Here is a 25,338-nt window from a genome sequence, read left to right on the forward strand (position 1 = left end):
CGGTGTCAAAGTCCGTTCGACTTGAGGAAGGCGGCAAAGGCAGGCGCATGGTCCTTGTGCCAGCGCGACAGCGGCGGACGGTTGTCGATGATGTCGTGGGCTGCCCATTCGATGCGCTTCTCATCGAGCCTGCGGCTGACTTCGTTGTCCGGGCAAAGAATATAGAAATCGCCGCGCGCCAGGCTTTCCATCATGAACTCGACGGTCTGCTCGGGCGTCCAGGCGCCGGCCGGCTTTTCCGTGCGGCCGTTGGCCGTGAGCGCGGTGAAAACGAAGCCGGGGATCAGGAGATGGGCACTGACCTTGCCGCCCTCGGTGTTGCGAAGCTCATGTTCCAGCGCCTCCGTCAGCGCCTTCACGCCAGCCTTGGCGACATTGTAGGCGGGGTCGCCGGGCGGGGTGGTGATGCCCTGCTTCGACCCTGTATTGATGATGATGGCCGGCTCGCCATGGGAAAGCAACGCCTTGCCAAAGACGCGCGACCCATGAATGACGCCGCCGAGATTGATGTCGAGCGCGCGCTGCCAGTTTTCGAAAGGCCCAAAGAGCGAGGAGCCTGGCTGGATGCCGGCATTGTTCATGGCCACATGGATCGGGCCGAAACGCGTCTCGGCAGCCTTGGCCAGCGCCTCGACATCTTCAATGCGGCTGACATCGCTTGCCACCGCCAGAACCGCATCCGTGCCGCGCGGCGATGCGGAGGCAACTTCTGCCGCCCCCTGATCCAGCCGCTCGCCGGAAAGATCGGCGAGCACAATATTGAGGCCAAGTCCGGCAAACGACTTTGCTGCGGCAAGGCCTATGCCGGAGGCCGCACCCGTGATGACGGCGGTGTTTCCGGTTTTGAAGACGGGGTGGAGGTTTGACATGAGCAACCTGTCTCGTGGCGGTTTGATTGAATGCGGGGACAGCCTGCGATATGATCGGCCATCGGCTCGACAGGAATAGACCATGAGCAAATCCGTTTCCATCCGTCTCGATGCAAAAGAAGACGCCTTCATCGAACGCCAGATCGCTACCGGCCGCTTCGGCCCGACCGACGAGGTGGTAAAGGCGGCTCTCAGCCGTCTGGAGGACGAAGAGGCCGAACTCGATGCCCTTCGGCAGGCGCTGATCGAGGGCGAGGAGTCGGGCGAGCCTGAACCTTTCGACTTCGATGCTTTCCTGGAGCGGAAGAGGGCGGAGCGTGCCAAAATCGCCTGAAGTTCGGCTCTCGCCCAAAGCGCAGGCCGATATCGACGCTATCTTCGACTACACCGACTCCCAATGGGGCTGGCGGTAGGCCGAAGAATATGTTGCGGAGTTGCGGCTTGCGCTCACAAGCCTCACACAGCCGCTTCACACCGCAAGCCAGGCCAAAAGCATCCGAAAGGGCTATTTCGTCCTGCGTTGCGGATTCCATAACGTCTTCTTTCGCAAGACGCAGGACGCAATCCTCATTATCCGAATTCTGCATCAGAGAATGGACCCGCGACGCCATTTGCGCTGACGCGCAGGCCCCACGCCCACTTGCAGTTTTGCCCAATCCGTCTAAAAGACCCGCAACTGAATTTCTCACATTTCCACGGGTTTTATCATGGCGCTTCCCAAAGACGTGAAAAAGGTCGTTCTCGCCTATTCCGGCGGCCTCGACACCTCCATCATCCTGAAATGGCTTCAGACCGAACTCGGCGCGGAAGTCGTGACCTTCACTGCCGATCTCGGCCAGGGCGAGGAGCTCACGCCGGCGCGCAAGAAGGCCGAGATGCTCGGCATCAAGGAAATCTTCATCGAAGACGTGCGCGAGGAATTCGTGCGCGATTTCGTGTTCCCGATGTTCCGCGCCAATGCCGTTTATGAAGGTGTCTATCTGCTCGGCACCTCGATTGCCCGCCCGCTGATCTCCAAGCATCTCATCGAGATCGCGAAGAAGACCGGTGCTGACGCGATCGCCCACGGCGCGACCGGCAAGGGCAATGACCAGGTTCGCTTCGAGCTTTCGGCCTATGCGCTCAACCCCGACATCAAGATCATCGCGCCCTGGCGCGACTGGTCGTTCAAGAGCCGCACGGACCTCCTGAACTTTGCCGAACAGCACCAGATCCCGGTTGCCAAGGACAAGAAGGGCGAAGCGCCCTTCTCCGTCGACGCCAACCTTCTGCACTCGTCTTCCGAAGGCAAGGTCCTGGAAGACCCGGCGCAGGAAGCCCCGGAATACGTGCACATGCGCACGATCTCGCCGGAAGCGGCTCCCGACAAGGCGACCGTCATCAAGGTCGGTTTCCGCAAGGGCGATGCGTGCTCCATCAACGGCGTCGAGATGAGCCCGGCAACGCTGCTCGCCGCGCTGAACGACTATGGTCGCGACAACGGCATCGGCCGTCTCGACCTCGTCGAAAACCGCTTTGTCGGCATGAAGTCGCGCGGCGTTTACGAAACGCCCGGCGGCACGATCCTGCTTGCCGCCCACCGTGCGATGGAGAGCATCACGCTCGACCGGGGTGCGGCGCATCTCAAGGACGAGATCATGCCGCGCTACGCCGAGCTGATCTACTACGGCTTCTGGTTCTCGCCGGAACGCGAAATGCTGCAGGCTCTCATCGACAAGAGCCAGGAACATGTCGAAGGCGAAGTCACGCTGAAGCTTTACAAGGGCAATGTCATGGTGACCGGCCGCGAGTCGGCCAAGTCGCTCTATTCCGACAAGCTCGTCACCTTCGAAGACGACCAGGGCGCCTATGATCAGAAGGACGCTGCCGGCTTCATCAAGCTCAATGCGCTGCGCCTGCGCACGCTCGCCAAGCGCAACCAGAGGGGCTGAGACCCGGCCACGAATCTGGTCCGCCAAGTTTACAGACGATCTGAAAGCGGTTCGCCTCCGGGGCGGGCCGCTTTTTGTTTGGGAGGCACCCGATAGAACTCAGGGATGCGCATAAGATTTCTTTAAGAACATTTCGATATTTAAATATTAGTTACTAATGAATTAAAGCGTCGCCCGCGGCCACCGCGGCATTTTTTAATAACTGTATCGCGACGTCAGGATTGGGCTTTTGGCATGAAGAACCTCAAGATATCGGTGCAGCTGTTCATCCTTGTCGGTGGTCTCATCGCCGCCTTCGCCGGGGCAACCTATTTCGAGGTGAGATCGGCAACGGCCACGATCTACAATGAACGTAACCAGACCCTGCGGACCGAAATCGAAACTGCGCTTTCGGTCATGAAGGATTTCGACGAGCGCTCCAAGGCGGGCGAGTTTCCGGCCGAAGAGGCGATGAAGCGCGCCTTCGCACTTTTGACGAAGATGCGTTACGAGCCGGATGGCTACTTCTTCGGCTACGACTACGACGTCAATCTGCTCTTCCACATCAATCCGAAGATTGTCGGACAGAATTTCAAGGGCAAGGCTGACCAGAACGGCCTCGCCTATCGCGATGAGATCGTGAAAGTGGGCAGGGAGGGTGGCGGCTACGTCACCTTCATCGGCCCGAAGCCGGGCAAGGATCCCAACGACTACAGCTATCCGAAGTCGGTCTACGCCAAGGTGTTCGAGCCCTGGAAGGTCGTGATCGCCACCGGCCTCTATGTCGATGACCTGAAAAGCCAGATCCGCCAGCAGATCATCGAGATCGTTGCAGTTTCGGCAGCAATCTTCGTACTGGCGCTGATCGCGGCCTACGTGCTGATCCGCGGCATTACCCGTCCGCTCGACGCTATCCGTGAAACGCTCCACCGTGTCGCGGAGGGCGATATCGATACACCGGTTCCGCATCGCGACATGTCGAACGAAGTCGGGATGATGGCCAAGGCGACTGCCGAACTGCAGGACAAGGTCCGCGAACGCCGCGCTATGGCGGCGCGCGAAACCGAGCATAAGCGTCAGATCGACGCCGAGCGTCAGCAGAATGCCGACATGCAGGCGGCAGAGGCCGAAACGCAGGCCCGTGTTGTCCGCACCATCGGCCAGGCGCTGGAGCAGCTGGCCCATGGTGATCTGACCGTGCGTTGCAACGACCTAGGAATCCGCTATGCGGAACTGCGCGACAACTTCAACAATGCCATCGACCAGCTCGAGCGGACGATGACGCTGGTTAAGGAGCGCGGCACCGATATCGGCGTCAGCAAGGAAGAAATCCGCCGCGCCTCCAACGAGCTGGCGCAACGCACCGAGCGGCAGGCGGCAAGCCTTGAGGAAACCTCGGCAGCGCTCGACGAGCTCACCGTGGCTGTTCGCCAGACGGCGGAGGGCGCGCGAGAGGCCGCGAGCCGCGTCGGCGAGGTTCGTTCTGAAGCCGAAAAGAACGACCGGGTCGTCGAAAAGGCGATCGGTGCCATGAGCGGGATTGAACAGTCGTCGCAGGAAATCGGCAACATCATCGGCGTGATCGACGAAATCGCGTTCCAGACCAACCTTCTGGCGCTGAATGCCGGCGTTGAGGCGGCGCGCGCCGGCGAAAGCGGCAAGGGCTTTGCCGTGGTTGCCCAGGAAGTGCGCGAACTCGCCCAGCGCTCAGCCGCCGCCGCCAAGCAGATCAAGGAGCAGATCAACAAGTCCTCGGCGCAGGTCGGCGATGGCGTTCAGCTCGTCGGCGAGGCGGGGGAAGCCCTGAAGCGCATCTCCGCGCAGGTCGAAAGCGCCAACGAAATCGTCATCCAGATCGCGCATCGCGCCAACGAGCAGGATACGACGCTTCGCTCCATTTCCTCTTCGATGAACGAACTGGATCTTGCCACGCAGAAGAATGCGGCCATGGCGGAGGAAACGACGGCATCCGCTGAAATGCTGGCCAATGACACCGGCACGCTGCTGGAGCTGATCGAGCGCTTCCGCGTCTCGGGAGGTCAGGCTTCGGCGCAGGGCTACCGCAAGGCCGGCTGATCAAAGCGCTTGCGGACAAACAGAAACGGGGCGGGCTTTCCGCCCCGTCTTCATTTCATGGATATCGGGGCTCAGCCGCGGATCAGAACCTTGCCCTTGCGGCCCGGCTCCATGCTGGCGGCGGCGGCCTTGGCGCCGTCTTCCAGACCATAGATATCTTCGACCGGCAGGTTCAGCTGGCCGTTCGAAGCGAGCGTGATCAACTCGCCGATCATGCGGACGAAATCGACCGGGGCAGTCTTGCCGGAGCGCTTGGCGCCCCAGAAACCGACCACCTTGGCCTGTTTGAAGATGAGATCGCCGGAAGAAATTTCCATGTTTCCGCCGCTCATCGTGCCGAAGGACATGAGCGTCGCACCTTCACCCAGCAGGCTCATCAGCTGGCCGCTTTCCTTGGCTCCGACGCTGTCGATGGCATAGAGGATCGGATCGGAGCCGGGGAACATCTTGACCTTGTCCATCCAGCCCGGATCCTGCGTGGAGACGTTGTTGGAAATCCCGAGCGCTTCCAGTTCGCCGACGCCTGCATCGCGCCGGACGACATTGATGACATTGATGCCGCGCGCCTGGCAGATCATCGCGATGGTCTTGCCGACGGCGCCGGTCGCGGCATTCTGGATCAGCCACTCGCCGGGCTTCACGCCGAGATCGTCCAGCGCCATGAGTGCGCTGATCGGCATGGCAACAAGTTGGCAGCCGAGTTCGTCCGGAACCGAATCCGGCAGCGGAATAGCGCGCTGCGCGTTCATGAGGAAGTATTCGGCCCAGGTGTCGGTCAGCCCTGCGGCCATGACACGTTGCCCAACGGAGAGATTGGCGACGCCGGCGCCCAGCGCATCGACGACGCCTACCGCTTCCGTGCCGCCAATGGCAGGCAGCGGCGGCTTGACGCCATAGCTGCCGCGAATGGTCCAAAGATCATGATTGTGGATGGGCGACAGTGTCATGCGGACGCGAATTTCACCAGGGCCCGGCTGGGGCACGGGACGTTCGCCGGAAACCAGAACCTCGGCCGGATCCCCGAAAGCCTTGTATTCGATCACGCGCATATGCTTCTCCCTCTGCTCTTCAATCTAGTCTGCAACAAAAGCCTAATTAGGGGTTTATGCTGTCAATTGTAAGAACGCAGGAAGCAGGAGAGTTCCTGCAAGACCGAAGGCAGCGGAGAAAACTCATGCAGATCGATGGACAATGCCATTGCGGATCAATGACTTACAAAGCGGAAATCGACCCGGACGCCATCGGTATTTGCCACTGCATGGATTGCCAGCGGCTGACCGGGACCGCTTTCCGCGTCACCGTCTCGACGGCTGCCCGCCAGTTCCAGCCAACCGGAAAACCACCCAAACGCTACGAAAAGCGCGCCGATAACGGCGCACGGCGGTTTCAGTTCTTCTGCGGCGATTGCGGCTCGCCGATCTATACGACAGGTGAGGGAAAGGATGCAGAGACCATCGGCATCCGCTGGGGCTCGATCAATCAGCGCAACACACTGACGCCGAACCACCAGATCTGGTGTCGCTCTGCCATCGGCTGGCTGGATTCCGTCACCGGCCTGCCTGGCCGTGACGGAGACTAGATTCTTTGTTTTCGTTTGTCTTTCGGGAAAACCGGCTTCCACTTTTCCCTGACAAACTCGATATCACGCCGCCTTCTGGACGTGATATTCCTTGATCGCCACCATCTTGATCGCCGGCGCACGCTCGGCCTCGTAGCGCAGCGAGAAACTGTCCTGCGCGAGGAAAACCGGATCGCCATCGAGATCGCGGCAGATATCGCCGCGCTTCGTGGTGATGAACTTGTCGAGGTCCAGCGGATTGTCGGCCGAAATCCAGCGGCAGACGGAGAAGCGCGACATTTCGAAGGAAACCGGCAGACCGTATTCCTGCTGCAGCCGTTCTTTCAAAACGTCGAGCTGCAGCGCGCCGACCACGCCGACAATGGCCGGCGAACCGTCTTCCGGCGAAAAGAGCTGCACGACACCCTCTTCGGCCATCTGCTGAAGCGCTTCCTTCAGCTTCTTCGCCTTCATCGCGTCTTCAAGACGCACGCGGCGGAGAATCTCCGGCGAGAAATTCGGCACGCCCTGGAACACCAGCGCCTCGCCTTCCGTCAGCGTATCACCGATGCGCAAGGTTCCGTGGTTTGGAATGCCCACCACGTCGCCGGCGTAGGCGGTGTCGGCAAGCTGGCGCTGCGAGGCGAAGAAGAATTGCGGCGCGGTCAGCCCCATCTGCTTGCCGGTGCGAGCGAGCCGTGCCTTCATGCCACGCTCCAGCTTGCCGGAGCAGATGCGGGCAAAGGCGATGCGGTCGCGATGGTTGGGGTCCATGTTGGCCTGGATCTTGAAGACAAAGGCCGTCATCTTGTCTTCTGCTGCATGAACGGTGCGCGTATCGGCCACCTGATCGCGCGGCGGCGGCGCATAGGCGCCGAGCGCGTTGATGAGGTCGCGCACACCGTAATTGCGCAATGCCGAGCCGAAGAAAACCGGCGTCATGTGCCCTTCAAGGAAGCTTGCGCGATCGAACGGGCGGCAGGCCTCGCGGGCCAGTTCCAGCTCGTCGATAAAGGCAGCGCGCTCGTTTTCCGGCAGGCGATCTGCAATGGCTTGCGGGCCGTTGACCGACAGGGGCTCGATCTGCGTGTCATTGCCGCGGAATGTCGAGTTGGCAAGGTCGAACGAACCGCAGAAGGTCTTGGACCGGCCGACCGGCCAGGTCACGGGCGCGGTGTCCAGCGCCAGCTTTTCTTCCACTTCATCCAGGATTTCAAAAGGGTCGCGGCTTTCGCGGTCCATCTTGTTGATGAAGGTGATGATCGGGATGTCGCGCATGCGGCAGACTTCGAAGAGCTTGAGCGTGCGCGGCTCGATACCCTTGGCGGCGTCGATGACCATGACGGCGGCGTCCACGGCGGTGAGCGTGCGATAGGTGTCGTCCGCAAAGTCCTCGTGGCCGGGCGTGTCCAGGATGTTGAAGACATTGCCTTCATATTCGAAGGTCATCACCGAGGTCACGACCGAGATGCCGCGCTCGCGCTCGATCTTCATCCAGTCGGAACGCGTCTGGATGCGGTCCTTCTTCGCCTTGACTTCACCGGCGAGCTGGATCGCGCCGCCGAACAGGAGCAGCTTTTCCGTCAGCGTGGTCTTGCCGGCGTCCGGGTGGGCAATGATTGCGAAGGTGCGGCGGCGGGAAACCGCCTCGGCCAGTGTCTCGGTCATCGAATGTCTGAATCCTGTGAATTGGCCGCCTTCTACCGGCTTCGGCGGCAAAGTTCAATTGACCCGTCACATGTGAGCGCTAGACACTGATCACCTATCCTCAAACAGCAGGCGGAGCGCGGCCGATGAACATGCATCCTCATGCCACCCGGACGCTTGAGCCCATCCTGGGCCTTGTCCGCCTTCCCCATGCCGACGGTCTCGATCTGCCGGCTTATGAAACCGAGGGTGCCGCCGGCATGGACTTGCGCGCCGCCGTGCCGGAAGATCGTCCGCTGATGCTGATGCCCGGCAAGCGCGCGCTGGTGCCGACCGGCCTCGTCATGGAAATCCCGCAAGGCTACGAGGCGCAGATCCGCCCCCGTTCGGGCCTCGCGCTAAAACATGGCATCACCTGCCTCAACACGCCGGGCACCATCGACAGCGATTATCGCGGCGAGGTGAAGGTCCTGCTCATCAATCTCGGCGAAGAGGAATTCTTGATCGAACGCGGCATGCGGATTGCGCAGATGGTGATTGCGCCGGTGACACAGGTGCGGGTGGTCGAGGTCAGGCAAGCCTCCGAAACGGAACGCGGTAGCGGCGGGTTTGGCTCGACGGGCGTGTGATGGAAGGGCTCACCTTCCGGCAAGGCTACTTCTCCGATGCTGCAGCTCTGGCCGCATTGGCAGACCTGCTCCGAGACACTTTTGGCATCGATATTTCTGTCCAGAACGGTTTCGGCGGGCCTGATCCATCGAGCATGCCGTTTGGCTATTTTGACAAAACCGGACGCTGTGTCGCAAACTTCTCTGTCTTCACCATGCCCATGATGATTGGCGGGAGAGAGGTCAAAGCTGCTGGATATCAATCAGGTGCGGTCAGGCCGGAGTATCGGGGGCGTGGTCTCTACAGAGGGCTGATGAAATCTGCATTAGCATGGGCTGCACAAACGGAGCACGAGGCCGGAATTCTGCTGACGGACAAGCCCGCGCTTTACGAGCCTTACGGATTTCAAATTGTTGATCAGTTCATCAGTGTGGGCTCGCCGCCGCCGGTGACGGACAAGAAGTTCGGCGGGCGGACGCTCGATATCCTCAAGTCGGAAGATCTTCAGCGCATTATCCAAAGTCTCGACCGCCGTAAACCGGTCTCCAAGGACTTTGCGGTTATCCGCCAGAAAGAAATGTTTCTTCTGAATGCATGCCTGGACCGGCAAACAGTCCTCAGCCATGTGCCGGAGCTCGATGCGATCGTTGCATGGAAACGCCGAGACGACGGAACCCTCGTTCTGCTGGATATCGTGGCTCAGCAAATTCCAACGATGGCGGAAATGTGTGCGGCCCTGGGCTGGTCAGGCGATCGTATTGAAGCGCATCTGCCAACAGATCAGCTCGATTGGGAAGCGGCCAAGGTGCACTACCGACACGGTTGCGAGCTGATGCTGACCGAGAACCTGAAAAACAAATTGTCGAAGGGCCCGATGCTGTCACCCATGGCTGAGTTTTAACAGAACACGCCAAATGGCAGCAATCAACGCTGGCTTTCGAGCGCCATGCGCGCCGCAAGGCCGGCGAGAACCGTTCCCATCATCCAGCGCTGGACCTGAGCCCAGAAGGGGCGCTCTTTCAGGAAAAGGGCCACTGAGCCGGCGGAAACGGCGATCATCGAGTTGACAGAAACACTGATGGTGATCTGTTCCAGTCCAAGTATGACCGATTGCGCCAGTACATGCCCCTTCGAAGGGTCGATGAATTGCGGCAACAGCGAGAGATACAGAACCGCGACTTTCGGGTTCAGGAGATTGGTCAGAAGTCCCATCAGGAAAAGGCGGCGCGGGCCATCGATGGGCAGGTCGCGCGTTTCGAAGATCGGCCGCGCGCCTGGTTTCAAAGCACTCCAGGCGAGCCACGCCAGATAGGCCGCGCCGACCAGACGCAAGGCATCGTAGGCAAGCGGGACCGTAAGGAGGATTGCCGTGATTCCGAAGGCGGCGGCGACCACATAGAAGATGAAGCCGCATGCGACCCCACAGAGTGAAATCAGTCCGGCTCTCGGTCCCTGGCTCAGTGATCGCGAAATGAGATAGAGCATGTTGGGTCCGGGCGTGAGAACCATACCCAGCGCAACGAGGGCAAAGGCGGCAAGGGTTGCGACTGACGGCATGTGTGGCTCCGGTGCTTGATGTTGCGGACCGTAGAAGACCTTCATTTTGCCGCAAGCAAGGAATTGCCACGGGTACAAGATTCCGGCATCCGACAAATTAGTTAAGTCATCGCTTGACTATTTGCCGGAGGTGTGAAAACTTAAGTGCATGCTTAACTTTCATCCAAAACTCGCCGGGCTGATGACGGCGCTTTCCGATCCGACGCGGCTTGCGATTGTCGAGAAGCTCTCGCTGACACCGCTTTCGGTGAGCGAGATTGCGGCGCCTTTCGACATGTCGCTGGCCGCCATCGTCCAGCACATTCAGGTGCTCGAAAAAGCAGGTGCGGTCCGAACCTTCAAACAGGGGCGCACCCGTCGCTGCATCATCGACACTGCGGGAATGGCGGTGCTGAAAAACTGGCTGACCGACCGTGAGCGGTTCTGGCAGGGCCAGTTCGACAATCTGGAAGCCATTCTGGACGCCGAAGCACCTAAAAGCATAGAGGAGAGAGACACATGACCAGGATATCCGAGCGCATGAGCGCGATTGCCTTCGACAGGTCGTTCAAGCACCCTTTGGAAAAGGTCTTTGCCGCGTTCTCCCAGGAGAACAAGAAGGCTCAATGGTTTACCGGTTCCGTGGATGCTCGGGTGCAGGAACGCAAGGTCGATTGCCGCACCGGCGGCAGCGAGATTCTTGATCTTCGCTGGGCGAGCGGGACCGTCACACGGTTCGAAGCGCGTTATCATCGGGTCGAAGAGGGCGCCCGCATCGTCTATAGCTACGATCTTTTCATCGATGGCGCCCTCTTTTCGACCTCGCTGGCAGACGTCGCGTTCAAGTCAGACGAACAGGGCACCTTGGTCAGCTTTGCCGAGACGACGGCCTACTTCACCGATACAGATCTCGGAAACATGACCGACAGCCGGCTGCACGGCACGAAGGCGCAATACGACATGCTGGCAATGCTGCTCGACGGCAAGCCGGTCGCGAGCCAGATAGACGACTGCCATTAAGAACTGTCTCATCCGGAACCTGTCGCCGTGACAAGTTCCGGATTGTCTTGGCGGCGCCCGTGAGGCATGAAGTGTGCGGGAGACACATCATGACCGCCGCCAATCTTCTCACCTATGCTTTCGCGCTGTTCGTTGCTGCCGTTATTCCGGGACCGGGTATCACAGCGATTGTGGCGCGGGCACTGGGTTCCGGCTTCCGACCCACCTTTTTCATGGGGCTCGGCCTCATCCTCGGCGATGTCGCCTATCTCACCGCCGTTGTCCTCGGGCTCGCCTATGTGGCGCAGACCTTCACGACCGCCTTCATGGTGCTCAAATTCGCCGGCGCGCTTTATCTGGGCTACATCGCCTGGAAGCTCTGGACGGCCGGGCTGCTTGGGCAGAAGATCGAGGCGAAGCGGGCAGGGAGCCTCTGGTCTTCGTTTCTCTCCGGCCTGCTGGTCACGGCCGGCAATCCTAAGACGATGCTGTTCTATGTGGCGCTGGTGCCTACGCTGATCCCGCTCGCTGAGATCGGGAGGGAGGATTATGCCGCGCTGGTCGTTGTGACGGCGGCCGTGCTCCTCATCGTACTCGTTCCCTATATCCTGCTGGCGGCCAAGGCGCGTGAGTTTCTGAAGGAGCCGTCTGCGCTCAAGCTGCTCAACCGTACGGCCGGCGGCATTCTGGCGGGGACTGCCGTCTATATCGCTGCCCGTGCTGCCTGATTATCATATTGTTTTTAAGCAATTTTTCTGGTGCATCGTTCGGACGGCTTTGTGAGATTTACTCCAAAACAGGCCCGAATTAGCAGAATTTTCTCTTGGCTCTCCCACGCCGGATCAATCGGTTCTGGCGAGATACGGCCTTTGCGCCTATCTTGTCGTCCAAGAGGTTCAATCAGGGAGAAACATCATGGCTGACAAGAAGCCGGGGCGCGGTCGCGTCTACAATTCCATCATCGAGACGATTGGCGATACGCCGATTGTTCGCCTTGACAAGCTGGCGAAGGAAAAGGGCATGAAGGCGAACCTTCTTGCCAAACTGGAATTCTTCAACCCGATCGCCTCCGTCAAGGACCGTATCGGTGTCGCCATGATCGAGAGCCTCGAAGCGCAGGGCAAGATCACGCCCGGCAAGACCACGCTGGTCGAACCGACTTCGGGCAATACCGGCATCGCGCTTGCCTTCGCCGCCGCCGCCAAGGGTTACAAGCTGATCCTCACCATGCCGGAAACCATGTCCATCGAGCGCCGCAAGATGCTGGCGCTGCTGGGCGCCGAACTGGTGCTGACGGAAGGCCCCAAAGGCATGAAGGGTGCGATCGCCAAGGCCGAGGAATTGGCCGCAACACTGCCCGACGCGATCATCCCGCAGCAATTCGAAAACCCGGCCAACCCGGAAATACACCGCAAGACGACGGCGGAAGAAATCTGGAACGATACCGATGGCGGCGTCGACATCTTCGTCTCCGGCATCGGCACCGGCGGCACGATCACCGGCACGGGCCAGGTGCTCAAGGCGAAGAAGCCGTCGGTGAAGGTCATCGCAGTCGAGCCGGCCGATAGCCCGGTTCTCTCTGGCGGCGCGCCCGGTCCGCACAAGATTCAAGGGATCGGCGCCGGCTTTGCCCCGAAGATCCTCGATACGACCGTTTATGATGAAGTTGTCACGGTCACCAACGACGAAGCCTTCGAGACCGCCCGTCTCGTCGCGCGTCTGGAAGGCGTGCCGGTCGGCATTTCGTCGGGTGCTGCACTAAGCGCAGCCATCAAGGTCGGCGCACGTGAAGAGAATGCCGGCAAGACGATCGTCGTGATCATCCCGTCCTTTGCCGAACGCTATCTGTCGACCGCTCTCTTCGACGGTCTTGCGTAAGCTCGAAATCAGCCCGGAACCGCCGGCACTTCGCGCCGCAAATCGGGCTCGTTGTGAATGAACGTGACATTGAGGCTTGCCGGGAGTTCTTCGGGCAGGCCTTTTTCTTTCGCGATCAGATCGGCGAGCGTCGTTTCACTCTCATCATCGAGGTGGACGTTGGCTGCGACGACGAAATTGCGGAACCGCGCCAGCCCCTGTGGGGCCAGCACCATACGGAAATTCGTCGCGATGTTGGAAAAGAAGGTGTGGTCGGTGACCCAGCCGCCGGATGAGACGACCGCATCGTTGATGTCCGCCGTCACCTGATGGCGGTTGGCGTGGGTAACGCCTGTCAGCATGATGATCCGAGGGCGCATCGCCGTCTCCAATCCTGTCGCGCTGTTATCTCGTCGAAGCTCCCGGCAGCGCCGGGAGCTTCTTATTCAGTTTAAGGACAGCGGTCCTTGATCTCAGGCAACCCAGCCGAGCCCGAGCATGCCGAAGAGGGCGACGCCGAGAACGATGCGGTAGATCGCAAAGGCCGTGAAACGGTTCGAGCGGATATAGCCGAGCAGCCACTTGACCGAAACGAAGGCCACGACCATCGAGACAACGAAGGCGATGCCGAGCAGCGTCCAGTTTTCCGGCGGTGCATTTTCGAGCTTCGCGGCCTTCAGCGTCTTCAGCAGTTCATAGCCGCTGGCCGCATACATGGTCGGGATCCCGACGAGGAAGGCGAACTCCGTTGCCGCCGCGCGGTTGCCGGTGCCGAAGAGCATGGCGGCAAAGATGGTGGCGCCCGACCGCGAGGTGCCGGGGAAGATGCCGGCAACGATCTGCGCGAGGCCGACGATGATGGCGACGAGCCAGGTGACCTTGGTGCTTTCCGGACGACGGGCGGCGATCTGCTCGGCCACGATCATCCAGATACCGCCGATGATGAGCGCCCAGGCGATCGGCGTGACCGAGGTCGGCAGCTTGAATCCGAGCTTGGTGACAACGAGACCGAGAACCGCGGTGATGAGGAAGGCGGCGATCAGCTTCAGCAGATAGTCCCGGTTCTTTGGATCGTTGATCCCGAGAACGAGCGACAGGATGCGCTGCCAGTAGATGAAAGTGACGGCCAGAATGGCGCCAGCCTGGATGACAACGTTGAACGTGTCGGAGCGCGCGCCCAGCCACTGTTCGGCGATCAGAAGGTGGCCGGTCGATGAGATCGGCAGAAACTCGGTGATCCCTTCGATAATGCCGAGAAGAATTGCATTGATATAGTCCATCGATGTCTCCGTGGGACCATGTTTGCAGAAAGACAGCCGCCTGATTGATGATCGGGAGAGGCAGGTCCAGGGCGGGGAAAGGGGCACAAGGACGCGGCCGGCCGGATCATTCAGGGCGGACTGTCATGAAATGACCTCTTTGTGCGATTTGAAGATGCTAAAGGACGGGCGAATCGCGGAATTGGCAAAAGCTATAGCTTTTCTTAAACCCTGGACGCTAGGATTTTGTAAACGAATGCGGGCGAGCCACCCCAGGAGCGCCGAACCGGACCGAAACGGGATCAATGCCAGTACTTTATCATCACACCATGTCGTCCGCCTCGCGGTTCATCCGCCTGGTCCTCGGGGAATATGGTCTGCCCGTCGAACTGACGGAAGAACAGCCCTGGGAGATGCGCAAGGATTTCATCAAGCTCAATCCGGCAGGGACCCTGCCGGTCATGGTGGATGACAACATGCGGGTCTTATGCGGCCCCACGGTCATCGCCGAGTTTCTCGACGAGACCTCCGGCATCCTCAAGCGCGACAAGCGGCTGCTGGCCGAAGATCCGTTCCAGCGCGCCGAAATCCGCCGGCTGGTCGAATGGTTCCTGGTCAAGATGGAAGCCGATGTCACGAAGCCGCTGGTGCGCGAGCGTATCTTCAAGCTGCAGATGCCGCCGACACTCGGCGGTGGCGCGCCGGACTCGAAAATCCTGCGCATGGCGCGCGGCAATATCCGCCAGCATCTCAAATACATCTCGTGGCTCGCCGGCTCCCGCAGCTATCTCGCCGGCAGCCGGCTGAGCTATGCGGACCTTGCTGCCGCTGCCGCTCTCTCCGAACTCGATTATCTCGGCGAAATCACATGGGCCGAAGCGCCGCAGGCGCGCGACTGGTATCAGCGCATCAAGTCTCGCCCCTCCTTCCGCCCGTTGCTGACCGAGCGCGTACGCGGCGTCACCCCCGTCTCGCACTATGCCGATCTCGATTTCTGATCTCGCGGGACCGGCCTCGAACCGGTAAAGTCCGGTCATGGCCGACGCAAATGACAAGCTCAAAGCATTCATCAGGGCCGAGGCGATCCGTCTCGGCTTTTCTGATGCGCGCTTCGCCGCGGCCGATGCGCCGGAACGGCTGGCAACGGACCTCGCCGGCTTTGTCGGCGCCGGCTATCACGGCAGCATGGACTGGATGGTCGAGACGGCTGAACGCCGCGCCGACCCGAAAGTGCTGTGGCCGGAGGCAAAAAGCATCATCGTTCTGGCAATGAATTACGGGCCGGATGGCGACCCGCTGGCGACGACCTGCATGCCGGATCGCGGCAACATTTCTGTCTATGCCCGCAATCGCGACTATCATGACATTATAAAGGGCAAGCTGAAGGAACTTGCAGGCAAGATCGCCAGCCGCTCTGGCGCTGACGTGAAAGTCTTCGTCGATACCGCCCCGGTGATGGAAAAGCCGCTTGCCATGCAGGCCGGCCTCGGCTGGCAGGGCAAGCACACCAATCTGGTGAGCCGCGAGCTCGGCTCCTGGTTTTTCCTTGGCTCGATCTTCACGACGGCAGAGATCGTGCCCGACGAACCGGAGCGCGACCATTGCGGCTCCTGCTGCGCCTGCCTCGATGCCTGCCCAACGGGCGCCTTTCCGGCACCGGGCCGGATCGACGCGCGGCGCTGCATTTCCTACCTCACCATTGAGCACAAGGGCATGATCGATGCCGAATTCCGTGCGGCGATGGGAAACCGCATCTACGGCTGCGACGACTGCCTCGCCGCCTGCCCGTGGAATAAATTTGCTCGGTCGGCAAATGAGATGAAGCTGCAGGCACGCGCTGATCTGGAGGCGCCCAAACTCGATTTTCTGCTGACGTTGGATGACGCGGCCTTCCGCAGCCTGTTCACCGGCTCCCCAATCAAGCGCATTGGGCGCAATCGCTTTATCCGCAATTGCCTGATTGCCGCCGGTAATTCCGGCGCTGCGCGGCTTGCCGCCCTTTGTCGTAATTTGCTGACGGATGCAGACCCGGTGGTTCGCGCCACAGCGCTCTGGGCAATCAGCCGGCTGGAAGGCGGGGAGGCAGCCCGCGACGCCCTTCCCAAGGACGAAACCGACCTTATAGTGCTGGGCGAATTGGAATCGCTGGGACAATAGGATGACATTGACGATTTTCGGTTGCGGCTATTCGGGCAAGGCGATTGCCGAGGCCTGTGGCGGACTCTTCGGCGCCGTCGCCGGAACGACGCGCTCGCCCGAGAAGGCGCAGCATCTGAAATCGATCGGCATCCACTCTTATATATACGGTGGTGGCGAACCGGATGTGGCACTGTCCGACCAGCTCTCTGAAAACACGCATCTTGTGCAGTCCATCGCGCCGGGTGCGGAAGGCGATCCGCTCTTGCAATTGGGTGCGGAGCGGCTCTCAGCCCTCATGCCGAAGCTCGAATGGGTCGGCTATCTCTCGACCGTCGGCGTCTATGGCGACCATGATGGGGCTTGGGTGGATGAGCAGACGCCCTGCAAGCCGGTGTCGCGTCGCTCGGTCGAGCGCGTGGAGGCGGAGGAGGGCTGGCAGGCCTTTTCGCAAGCTATGGGTCTCCCTGTCGCCATCCTGCGCCTGTCCGGCATTTACGGTCCGGGCCGCAACGGCTTCGTCAATCTGGCGGAGGGAACTGCCAAGCGCATCGTCAAGAAGGATCAGGTGTTCAACCGCATCCGTGTGGAAGATATCGGCGCGGCCACACGCTTTCTGGCAGAGCGCAAGCTGGGTGGAATCTATAATGTGACGGACAACGAGCCCGCCCCACCGCAAGACGTTGTGACCTACGCGGCCGAACTGATGGGAGTGGCGCCGCCGCCGGAAACCGACTTCGAAACGGCTCAGTTGAGCCCCATGGCGCGCTCCTTCTATGGCGAGAACAAGCGCGTGTCGAACGCGAAAATCCGCGCCCTCGGCTTCGATTTCGCCTATCCGGATTATCGGGCCTCGCTCGAAAACCTCTGGAAATGTGGCAATTGGCGGCCTTAATCTCGTTTATGAACTACTTTAACGAGAATTTATCGATTCTTTAACTCTGAATATATTCCCAATGCGCTTTTGGAGCAAGGAATTGCGGGTTTTTCCGTGAATGACGGCCGGATTGGAAGATTCGTCTCGTCTGGTCTGCCTCACGTATAGGAAACATTGAATTTTCAGCAAAAATTTCCACAAGGTATTTGCGCGTGATCTTTTGCCGCCGCAATTCGATTGCGCAAAATATTTCACGATGTAACAGTCCGTGAACGGTTGTGGCACTTTTCGGCCATTTTTGACCCGTTGAAGCTCACTCCAGAGAAAAGTTTTCCTCATCTGGAGAGATACAGAAATGGCATTCCGATTTCGCACTTTGGCCACGGGCCTTCTCATGGGTCTTGGCCTGGTGTCTGCAACCGGAGAGGCATATGCCCGCGGCTGTGGCGGCGCTTCCTGGTATGCGGCGCATTCGAAGACCGCTTCCGGCGAACGCATGAACCCCTCCCGACTGACGGCAGCGCATCGCTCGCTCGCCTTCGGAACCAAGCTCAAGGTCACCAACATGCGCAACGGCTCCAGCGTCGTTGTTCGCGTCAACGATCGCGGCCCCTTCGTTCGCGGCCGGGTTCTCGATCTGTCGAAGGGCGCGGCTAGCTCCCTCAACATGGTCAGCAGCGGCACCGCCAAGGTCTGCTATGAGGTCGTCGCCGAGCGCTGAACGTCTCCGCTGCTTGCTCTCAGGCTGTTTCACCGCTAACGAAGCGTTGAACGCCTGACCGGGCGATAGTGGAGACGGGCAACCATGCGACTTGGCGGACGGCTGGCAGGAGCGATCGAAGTTCTTGAAGATATCGAAACGCGACGTCGCCCTGTTGCGGATGCGCTGAAGGACTGGGGTCTGTCGCACCGCTTCGCCGGTTCCGGCGACCGCGCCGCGATCGGCAATATCGTCTACGATGCCCTGCGCATGAAACTGTCCCACGCCTGGCTTCTGGACGATGATAGCGCCTTGACGCTCGGCTATGCGGTCATGTTCCGCCAATGGGGATTCACCCCGGAAGCGCTGGCCGCCGAACTCGACGGCGACCGCTTTGCCCCCGCGCCGCTTCCCGAAGAACAGGTCAAGGCGCTCAGCGACCGCGCCATCGAAGATGCCCCGCTTCACGTCCAGGGCGACATTCCGGAATGGGCGGTGTCTTCCTTCGAGCGCAATTTCGGCGATAACTGGCTCGCCGAGGCAAAAGCGCTCACCGCCAGGCCTTCGCTCGACCTGCGCGCCAACACGCTGAAAGCCGATCGCGACAAGGTCGTGAAGGCGCTGGAGCGTGCGGGCGCCGAAGCCTGTCGCCTTGCGCCGCAGGGTGTGCGCGTTGCCGCAGGCAAGCTTTCCGACCGTCTGCCCAATGTCACGGCTGAGCTTTCCTTTGCCAAGGGCTGGTTCGAGGTGCAGGACGAGGGCTCGCAGCTGGTTGCCGGGCTCGTAATGGCTCAGGAAGGTGAACAGATCCTTGATTATTGCGCCGGTGGCGGCGGCAAGACGCTGGCGCTCTCCGCCATCGTCCGCAACAAGGGCCAGATCCACGCCTATGACGCGGACCGCAAGCGGCTTTCCCCGATCATCGAGCGTCTGAAGCGCGCCGGCACGCGTAATGTGCAGGTTCATGACGGTCTGGCCGCGCTCAAGCCCCTCGTCGGCAAATTCGACCGGGTGCTGATCGATGCGCCCTGCACGGGCACGGGCACCTGGCGCCGGCGTCCCGACACCAAATGGCGGCTGACCGAAAAGAACCTCGGCGAGCGCGTGACGCAGCAGCGCGAGGTGCTGGAAGCCGCCGCCGCCTATGTCCGTCCGGGTGGACATCTCGCCTATGTCACCTGCTCTCTCCTGCCGCAGGAAAATCAGGAACAGGTGAAAAGCTTTCTCGCCGATCATCCCGAATTCGAGCTGCGCTCCTCGCAGGCCGACTTCGCCAAGTTGACGGGCCAGAACGAGATCAAGCCGATCGATACGGCCGGCACCGGCATCACGCTTTCGCCTGCCACGACCGATACCGACGGTTTCTATTTCTGCATGCTCCAGCGCAGGGCCTGAAAACGCCTCCGGACTCTGGAATCGTTCAAAACAAGAGTATTTGACACAAGTTTATTTGTGAGTCATGAAAGCGCCGTACGAACGAGGCCGTCCGGCCCTCGCAAGGAGCTTTCACGATGAGACAATTCCTGGCTGGCGCGGTCCTGGTCGCCGCTGCCGCGACGCAACCCTTTTCTGCTCAGGCAGCCGGCGCAACACCGGAAGCTGTTGTCGCGCATTACCGCGAAATCGCGCATGCCGATTACGAGGACGCGCTGAACGGTGCGAAGGCGCTCGACAAGGCGGTCAACGCCTTCCTCGCCGCTCCATCCGAAGCCGGTCTCAAGGCCGCCCGCGCCGCCTGGATCGCCGCCCGTCCGGCCTATATGCAGACCGAGCACTACCGCTTCGGCAATCCGGTCGTCGACGATTGGGAAGGCAAGGTCAATGCCTGGCCGCTGGACGAAGGTCTGATCGACTATGTCGACACGGCTTCCTACGGCACCGAGCGCGATGAAAACCCGCTCTACACGGCGAATGTGATTGCCAACAAGACGATCACGATCAACGGCAAGCCGGTAGATGCCTCGCATCTGACGCCGGACTTTCTCGCCAATTCGCTACACAAGGCCGGCGGCATCGATGCCAATGTGGCGACCGGATATCATGCTATTGAATTCTTGCTCTGGGGCCAGGATCTCAACGGAACCGGCCCCGGCGCCGGCAATCGGCCCTACACGGATTACGACCTGAAGAATTGCACGCATGGCAATTGCGACCGCCGCGCCGAATATCTCCGCTCCGCCTCGTCGCTGCTGGTCTCCGACCTTGCCGACATGGTCAAGAATTTCGAGCCGGATGGCGATGCCGCCAAGGTGCTGACCGAGAACCCCAAGACGGGCCTCACAGCGCTTCTCACCGGCATGGGTTCGCTCTCCTACGGCGAGCTTGCCGGCGAGCGCATGAAGCTCGGCCTGCTGCTGCACGATCCGGAAGAGGAGCAGGACTGCTTCTCCGACAACACCTTCAATTCGCACTACTACGACATGGTCGGCATCATGACCGGCTATACGGGCGAATACACCCGCCTCGACGGGAAGAAGATGACCGGCCCTTCGATTCGTGACCTCCTGCAGGCCAAGGATCCGGCCGTGGCCAAGGAGCTGCAGGGCAAGCTCGACACGACGATGGCTGCCATGGAAGCGCTGAAGAAGCGCGGCGAAACGGTCGAGGCCTATGACCAGATGATTGCCGAGGGCAACAAGGAAGGCAACGCCACCGTCCAGAAGGCCATCGACGGCCTCATCGACCAGACGAAGTCGATCCAGCGCACCGTGACGGCCCTTGGCCTCGACGAGATCAAGGTCGGCACGTCGAAGAGCCTCGACGATCCGAATTCGGTCTTCAAGTGAGATCGGGAGAGCGGGCCTCTCGCAGGCCCGCAGCATATTCAATGTCAAAAACCGCTTCGTCCAAGGCCGACCGGCCCCCCCGCCTCCGTCTTTGGGCGTCAGCCACGGCCCTCTGCTTCACAGCAGGGGCCGTCGGCGTTTTTGCGACTGGCGTCGCGACCTCATTCGCGGCCGACAGCGGCTATTCCGCAGCCGATGCTGCGCGTGTTGGGGCCGTCACCGCTCCGACCACCGATTTCAGCCGGCCTGAACCGCATGAGAACCTCGCGGGCGGGGCGGGCACATTTCCGGGCAAGCCGGACGCCAAGTCGATGAGCCATCCGGATGCGACGTTGGACGATCCCGGCGTCGAGCGTTTCCGGCTCGGTTTTGCGCTGTTCAAGAAGATGTGGGCGCAGGCCCCGTCCTCCACGCAGGCCTCCGATGGTCTCGGGCCGCTCTTCAACGCGCGCTCCTGCCTCAGCTGCCATGTCAGTGATGGACGCGGGCGACCGCCAGAGGGCGAGACGGAAAGCCAGTCCTTCCTCTTCCGGCTGGCCCGAACGCCCGTCACCGATGCCGAGCGCGCTGCGCTCGCCGCACACGAACACCTCAACTTTCCAGATCCCGTCTATGGTCAGCAATTGCAGGACCAAGGGGTCACCGGCCTGAAAGGCGAGGGGCGCCCCGTCATCACCTATGCCGAAAAGGTGGTCACACTTACCGGCGGTGACATCGTCCCCCTTCGCGTTCCCTCCTACGCCATCACCGATCTTGCCTACGGCCCGCTCGATCCCGCCACGACGCTTTCACCGCGCATCGCCCAGAGCCTTCCCGGTATGGGCCTGCTGGAATCCATTCCGGAGGCCGCGATCCTGGCGCAGGCCGATCTTCAGGCGAAGGCGAACGACGGCGTTCACGGCCACCCGAACCGTGTCCGCGACCCGAAGACCGGCGCGGTCGTGATCGGCCGCTTCGGCTGGAAGGCGCAGAACCCGACGGTGCGCGCGCAGACCGCCGCCGCCTTGTCCAGCGATATCGGCATTTCTTCGCCAGACGCTCCCGATCCATATGGCGATTGCACAGCGGCCGAAACCGCCTGCCGCAAGATGCCGACCGGCGTGCAGAAGCGGCTCGGCGACACGGAAGCGCCCGATCCGATCCTCGAACTTCTCACCGCCTATACCGCCAATCTGGCAGTGCCGGCGCGTCGCGATGTCGATCAGCCGGATGTGCTGGCCGGCAAGGCGATGTTTTATCAGGCCGGCTGTGCCACCTGCCACACACCCAAATTCGTCACTGCCCGCAACGCGGCAGATCCACAGCATGCATTCCAGTTGATCTGGCCGTACAGCGATCTTCTGCTGCATGACATGGGGGAGGGATTGGCCGATGGGCAGCAGGTCGGCGAGGCGACAGGTCGGGAATGGCGCACGGCCCCGCTCTGGGGTATAGGTCTCGCGCAAACCGTCAACGGCTATCAGGCGTATCTGCATGATGGCCGGGCGCGCACGCTGGAAGAGGCCATTCTCTGGCATGGCGGTGAGGGCGAGCGTGCCCGCAATGCCTATGCCGCAATGGAAAAGTCAGACCGGCAGAAGCTGTTGAAATTTCTGGGATCATTGTGATGAAAAGACTTGTCGTTCTCCTCACCGCCGCCACGTTCACGGCGCTCGCACCGGCCGCAAATGCCGCGTTCGTCAGCGATGCGGAGATCCAGCCCGTCATGCAGCGGGCTGTCGATGAGGTGATCGTCCCCGGTTACAGCAACTTCCGCATGGCGGCCGAGGCCTCGGGTGCTGCCATGAACAAGCTCTGCATAGCCAACGATGCATCGTCTTATGAGGGTGCGAAAAAGGCTTTCGCCGATCTCGTTTCCGCCTGGTCGCATATCGAGGTTTTGCGCGACGGTCCCGTGCTCGATAACAACCTGTTCGAGCGCATCCTCTTCTTCCCCGACCGCAAGGGCCTGGCGCTGAAGCAGATCCAGGCCATGCTGGCGGCCAAGGATGAAAGCGAAATTGCCGGAGCCTCGATGAAGGGCAAGAGCGTGGCCGTGCAGGGCTTGACAGGGCTCGAATACGTGCTGTCCGGCACGGGAAGCGAAGAGCTCTCCGCCGGCAAGGACAATTTCCGCTGCCATGCCGGGCGCGCCATCGCGTCTAACATTGCGCTTCTGGCTGGCGAACTCTCCGACGCCTGGAATGCGCCCGACGGCATCGCGGATAAGTGGCGCAAGCCCGGCGCCGGCAATCCGGTCTTCCGCAACGGGGAGGAGGCGCTGATTGCGCTTCTCGGCATTCTCGTGCGCGGTCTCGAGACCACCAACGAAAAACGCCTCATGATCTTCACATCCGGCGAGGGTGGCGCAAACCCGAAGAAGGCGCTTTACTGGCGCTCGGGCCTGACGCTGAAATCGGTCGAGGACAATCTCAAGGGCCTGCAGGCGTTCTGGGACCAGAGCGGCATGCAATATATCATCCGGGGCGAGGGCTCCGCGATCACGACGAATATCAACTTCGAATTCAAGACGGCGATTTCGACAGCGGCAAAGCTCGATGAACCCGTTGACAAGATACTCAACGATCAGAAGTTGCATTCGCGCCTGGAATTCCTCATCATGACCGTGGCCGATCTTCAGGCGCGGCTGAACAATGATTACGGCAGGGCCATGGGCCTTGCCGCCGGGTTCACTTTTTCGGACGGAGATTGAGATGCGCAGCCCGCTTCTCAGCCGGCGCAGTTTTATTCGCGCTGCCGGCAGCGCCTTTCTCGCCGGACTGTCGCCGAGCCAGCTCTACGCGCTCGAGCAAACGGACGCTGTTTTTGCAGCAGCCTTCATGGACCCGGCGGGACATTTCGGTCTGGCGACTCTGGCCGAAGACGGGACGATCATCGATCGCCGTCCCCTGCCCAAGCGGGCGCATGGGCTGGCCTTCGACCGGAATTTCAACCGCGTCGTGGCTTTCGCTCGCCGCCCCGGAACATTTGCGGCCATCTTTGATCTCAGCGGTCTCTCCGCACCCATCGTGATTGCCTCGCCCGAGGGCCGGCATTTCTATGGGCATGGCACGTTTTCCCGAGACGGACGGCTGCTCTATGCGAGCGAGAACGACTTCGACAATGCGCGCGGTGTGATCGGCATCTATGACGCGACTGACGAATTCTCTCGCGTCGGGGAATATCCGACCTATGGCGTCGGGCCGCACGATCTCTCCATTACGCCGGACGGCGAGGCACTGATTGTCGCCAATGGAGGGATCGAGACACATCCCGATTTCGGACGTACGAAGCTCAACCTCGACCGCATGGAGCCATCGCTCACCGTCATCGACACGCTCTCCGGAACGCTGATCGAAAAGCACCAGCTGCCGCCCGATTTCAGTCAGCTTTCCACCCGCCATATAGCACTCTCCGGCAATCAGGAGATCTGGTTTGCCTGCCAGTATGAAGGTGCCCGTGAGGACCTTCCGCCGCTGATCGGCCGCTTTCGGCGCGGCGAACCGCTTGACTTCATCTACCTGCCCGAACAGACCGCGCGCAATATGGCCAATTATGTCGGCGCCATTGCCGTGAATCGCAAGGAAGGCCTGGTCGCCGCGACATCGCCGCGTGGCGGAACCTATGTCGTGCTCGATGCGATATCGGGCACGCTGGTTCACGAGGTCCAGCTTCCCGGAGCATCCGGTATCGCCGCCGGTCCTCACGGTTTCGGCGTATCGACGGAAGGCGGCCTGTTCAACGGCCGCCAGTCGCCGGTCAACTGGGATCAGCACGTCGTGCGAATCGGCTGATGTTTTGACGCTGTCAACTTGCCTGTGTCATGTTGACGTGGCACCGTCCGCGCGATTTCAACAGGCGGCATGATCCATGGATTTCGAACTCAAGACTGTAGCGGACAAGCGCATCCTTTACGTCATGGCGGTGGATGCGGAATATGGAACGCATCTGCGCGCTCATATCTCCCCATTGATGACAGGTGTCGGCCCGGTCGAGGCCGCCGTGGTCCTGACCGCATCGCTCGCGCGGCTGGAAGCCTCCGGCCACAAGCCGAACCTGATCGTCTCGCTTGGCTCGGCGGGTTCCGCAACGCTGGAACAGACAGAAGTCTATCAGGCCTCCTCTGTCAGCTATCGCGACATGGATGCCTCAGCACTCGGCTTCGAGAAGGGGCTGACACCGTTTCTCGACCTGCCGAAGGAAGTTCCGCTGCCGCTTCAGGTGGCTGGCATCGCGTCGGCCCGGCTCTCGACCGGGGCCAACATCGTCTCGGGCGCGGCCTATGACGCGATCGACGCAGACATGGTCGATATGGAGAGCTTCGCGATCCTGCGCGCCGCCCAGCATTTCAACATCCCGCTGATCGGGCTTCGCGGCATTTCCGATGGCAAGGACGAGCTGAAACATGTCGGTAACTGGACCGAATATCTCCACGTCATCGATGAAAAACTCGCAAAAGCGGTCCGCGCCATCGAAGAGGCCTTGGACAACGGCAGTCTGATGCTGTAAGGGCGGGTTTTGGAGCCCCTGCCCGGTGGCG

Annotated in this window: 26 protein-coding genes and 1 pseudogene; 21 read left to right on the top strand and 6 right to left on the bottom strand. The window is 60.9% G+C overall.

Annotated features, from left to right (window positions below):
- Positions 1-5 precede the first annotated feature (5 nt).
- The gene (locus ABID16_RS08920; RefSeq protein WP_354556001.1) at positions 6-869 is read right to left on the bottom strand and encodes an SDR family NAD(P)-dependent oxidoreductase; all 864 of its coding nucleotides are present in this window, start codon (positions 867-869) and stop codon (positions 6-8) included.
- Positions 870-951: 82 nt separating this feature from the next.
- Here ABID16_RS08920 and ABID16_RS08925 point away from each other — a divergent pair, with 82 nt between their 5' ends.
- The 4 genes and pseudogenes from ABID16_RS08925 (at position 952) to ABID16_RS08940 (ending at position 4,855) form a co-directional block, all read left to right on the top strand.
- On the top strand, positions 952-1,203 hold the full coding sequence (locus ABID16_RS08925) for a type II toxin-antitoxin system ParD family antitoxin (RefSeq protein ID WP_354556002.1): 252 nt from the start codon (positions 952-954) through the stop codon (positions 1,201-1,203).
- A gap of 91 nt (positions 1,204-1,294) precedes the next feature.
- Positions 1,295-1,489: pseudogene (locus tag ABID16_RS08930) on the top strand (type II toxin-antitoxin system RelE/ParE family toxin); the annotation flags it as partial.
- An 87-nt stretch (positions 1,490-1,576) separates the two neighbouring features.
- On the top strand, positions 1,577-2,800 hold the full coding sequence (locus tag ABID16_RS08935; RefSeq protein WP_354556003.1) for an argininosuccinate synthase: 1,224 nt from the start codon (positions 1,577-1,579) through the stop codon (positions 2,798-2,800).
- A 234-nt stretch (positions 2,801-3,034) separates the two neighbouring features.
- Complete coding sequence (locus tag ABID16_RS08940) at positions 3,035-4,855, top strand: methyl-accepting chemotaxis protein (protein WP_354556004.1); 1,821 nt, start codon at positions 3,035-3,037, stop codon at positions 4,853-4,855.
- Between the two features lie 71 nt (positions 4,856-4,926).
- Here the strand turns inward: ABID16_RS08940 and ABID16_RS08945 are convergent, their stop codons facing one another.
- Positions 4,927-5,904 carry a zinc-binding dehydrogenase gene (locus tag ABID16_RS08945; protein WP_354556005.1) on the bottom strand — a complete coding sequence of 326 codons (978 nt, stop codon included), beginning with the start codon at positions 5,902-5,904 and terminating at the stop codon, positions 4,927-4,929.
- A gap of 125 nt (positions 5,905-6,029) precedes the next feature.
- Between ABID16_RS08945 and ABID16_RS08950 the strand changes: the two genes are divergently transcribed.
- Complete coding sequence (locus ABID16_RS08950) at positions 6,030-6,434, top strand: GFA family protein (RefSeq protein ID WP_354556006.1); 405 nt, start codon at positions 6,030-6,032, stop codon at positions 6,432-6,434.
- Between the two features lie 63 nt (positions 6,435-6,497).
- On the opposite strand, the gene ABID16_RS08955 is transcribed toward ABID16_RS08950, so the two are convergent.
- Positions 6,498-8,081 (bottom strand): peptide chain release factor 3, encoded by a 1,584-nt coding sequence (locus ABID16_RS08955; RefSeq protein WP_354556007.1) that lies wholly within the window; start codon positions 8,079-8,081, stop codon positions 6,498-6,500.
- A 125-nt stretch (positions 8,082-8,206) separates the two neighbouring features.
- Between ABID16_RS08955 and dut the strand changes: the two genes are divergently transcribed.
- Positions 8,207-8,689 carry a dUTP diphosphatase gene (gene dut, locus ABID16_RS08960; RefSeq protein WP_354556008.1) on the top strand — a complete coding sequence of 161 codons (483 nt, stop codon included), beginning with the start codon at positions 8,207-8,209 and terminating at the stop codon, positions 8,687-8,689.
- Positions 8,689-9,570, top strand: coding sequence for a GNAT family N-acetyltransferase (locus ABID16_RS08965; RefSeq protein WP_354556009.1), 882 nt, complete (start codon positions 8,689-8,691; stop codon positions 9,568-9,570). Before dut ends, ABID16_RS08965 begins: the two co-directional genes overlap by 1 nt.
- 23 nt (positions 9,571-9,593) lie before the next feature.
- On the opposite strand, the gene ABID16_RS08970 is transcribed toward ABID16_RS08965, so the two are convergent.
- On the bottom strand, positions 9,594-10,226 hold the full coding sequence (locus tag ABID16_RS08970; RefSeq protein ID WP_354556010.1) for a LysE family translocator: 633 nt from the start codon (positions 10,224-10,226) through the stop codon (positions 9,594-9,596).
- Positions 10,227-10,374: 148 nt separating this feature from the next.
- On the opposite strand from ABID16_RS08970, the gene ABID16_RS08975 reads away from it, so the two are divergent.
- The 4 genes from ABID16_RS08975 to cysK all read left to right on the top strand — a co-directional run bounded on the left by ABID16_RS08975 (position 10,375) and on the right by cysK (position 13,082).
- Positions 10,375-10,728, top strand: a complete 354-nt coding sequence (locus ABID16_RS08975) for an ArsR/SmtB family transcription factor (protein WP_354556011.1) — start codon at positions 10,375-10,377, stop codon at positions 10,726-10,728.
- Positions 10,725-11,225, top strand: a complete 501-nt coding sequence (locus tag ABID16_RS08980) for an SRPBCC domain-containing protein (protein WP_354556012.1) — start codon at positions 10,725-10,727, stop codon at positions 11,223-11,225. Before ABID16_RS08975 ends, ABID16_RS08980 begins: the two co-directional genes overlap by 4 nt.
- Before the next feature lie 89 nt (positions 11,226-11,314).
- The gene (locus ABID16_RS08985) at positions 11,315-11,932 is read left to right on the top strand and encodes a LysE family translocator (protein WP_354556013.1); all 618 of its coding nucleotides are present in this window, start codon (positions 11,315-11,317) and stop codon (positions 11,930-11,932) included.
- Positions 11,933-12,119: 187 nt separating this feature from the next.
- On the top strand, positions 12,120-13,082 hold the full coding sequence (gene cysK, locus ABID16_RS08990) for a cysteine synthase A (RefSeq protein ID WP_354556014.1): 963 nt from the start codon (positions 12,120-12,122) through the stop codon (positions 13,080-13,082).
- Positions 13,083-13,090: 8 nt separating this feature from the next.
- Here the strand turns inward: cysK and ABID16_RS08995 are convergent, their stop codons facing one another.
- Together ABID16_RS08995 and ABID16_RS09000 are read right to left on the bottom strand one after the other, a co-directional pair.
- Positions 13,091-13,441 carry a hypothetical protein gene (locus tag ABID16_RS08995; protein WP_354556015.1) on the bottom strand — a complete coding sequence of 117 codons (351 nt, stop codon included), beginning with the start codon at positions 13,439-13,441 and terminating at the stop codon, positions 13,091-13,093.
- Between the two features lie 93 nt (positions 13,442-13,534).
- Positions 13,535-14,341, bottom strand: coding sequence for an undecaprenyl-diphosphate phosphatase (locus ABID16_RS09000; protein WP_354556016.1), 807 nt, complete (start codon positions 14,339-14,341; stop codon positions 13,535-13,537).
- Positions 14,342-14,625: 284 nt separating this feature from the next.
- Here ABID16_RS09000 and ABID16_RS09005 point away from each other — a divergent pair, with 284 nt between their 5' ends.
- The 10 genes from ABID16_RS09005 to ABID16_RS09050 all read left to right on the top strand — a co-directional run bounded on the left by ABID16_RS09005 (position 14,626) and on the right by ABID16_RS09050 (position 25,307).
- The gene (locus ABID16_RS09005) at positions 14,626-15,318 is read left to right on the top strand and encodes a glutathione S-transferase family protein (protein ID WP_354556017.1); all 693 of its coding nucleotides are present in this window, start codon (positions 14,626-14,628) and stop codon (positions 15,316-15,318) included.
- Positions 15,319-15,355: 37 nt separating this feature from the next.
- Positions 15,356-16,477 (top strand): tRNA epoxyqueuosine(34) reductase QueG, encoded by a 1,122-nt coding sequence (queG, locus tag ABID16_RS09010; RefSeq protein WP_354556018.1) that lies wholly within the window; start codon positions 15,356-15,358, stop codon positions 16,475-16,477.
- Position 16,478: 1 nt separating this feature from the next.
- A complete protein-coding gene (locus ABID16_RS09015) occupies positions 16,479-17,351 on the top strand; it encodes an SDR family oxidoreductase (RefSeq protein ID WP_354556019.1) in 873 nt (290 codons plus the stop codon).
- A gap of 376 nt (positions 17,352-17,727) precedes the next feature.
- Positions 17,728-18,054, top strand: a complete 327-nt coding sequence (locus ABID16_RS09020; RefSeq protein ID WP_354556506.1) for a septal ring lytic transglycosylase RlpA family protein — start codon at positions 17,728-17,730, stop codon at positions 18,052-18,054.
- An 84-nt stretch (positions 18,055-18,138) separates the two neighbouring features.
- Positions 18,139-19,428, top strand: coding sequence for an RsmB/NOP family class I SAM-dependent RNA methyltransferase (locus ABID16_RS09025; RefSeq protein WP_354556020.1), 1,290 nt, complete (start codon positions 18,139-18,141; stop codon positions 19,426-19,428).
- Positions 19,429-19,544: 116 nt separating this feature from the next.
- Complete coding sequence (locus ABID16_RS09030) at positions 19,545-20,819, top strand: imelysin family protein (protein WP_354556021.1); 1,275 nt, start codon at positions 19,545-19,547, stop codon at positions 20,817-20,819.
- A 41-nt stretch (positions 20,820-20,860) separates the two neighbouring features.
- Positions 20,861-22,426: a di-heme oxidoreductase family protein gene (locus ABID16_RS09035; RefSeq protein ID WP_354556022.1), complete on the top strand. Its 1,566-nt coding sequence runs from the start codon at positions 20,861-20,863 to the stop codon at positions 22,424-22,426.
- Positions 22,426-23,511 (top strand): imelysin family protein, encoded by a 1,086-nt coding sequence (locus ABID16_RS09040; protein ID WP_354556023.1) that lies wholly within the window; start codon positions 22,426-22,428, stop codon positions 23,509-23,511. Before ABID16_RS09035 ends, ABID16_RS09040 begins: the two co-directional genes overlap by 1 nt.
- A 1-nt stretch (position 23,512) precedes the next feature.
- Positions 23,513-24,592 (top strand): DUF1513 domain-containing protein, encoded by a 1,080-nt coding sequence (locus tag ABID16_RS09045; RefSeq protein WP_354556024.1) that lies wholly within the window; start codon positions 23,513-23,515, stop codon positions 24,590-24,592.
- Between the two features lie 76 nt (positions 24,593-24,668).
- Positions 24,669-25,307, top strand: a complete 639-nt coding sequence (locus tag ABID16_RS09050) for a 5'-methylthioadenosine/S-adenosylhomocysteine nucleosidase (protein ID WP_354556025.1) — start codon at positions 24,669-24,671, stop codon at positions 25,305-25,307.
- Positions 25,308-25,338: the final 31 nt, after the last annotated feature.

It is taken from the genome of Limnomicrobium aquaticum (genome assembly GCF_040545545.1).
GTDB classification, from domain to species: domain Bacteria; phylum Pseudomonadota; class Alphaproteobacteria; order Rhizobiales; family Rhizobiaceae; genus Ensifer_A; species Ensifer_A aquaticum.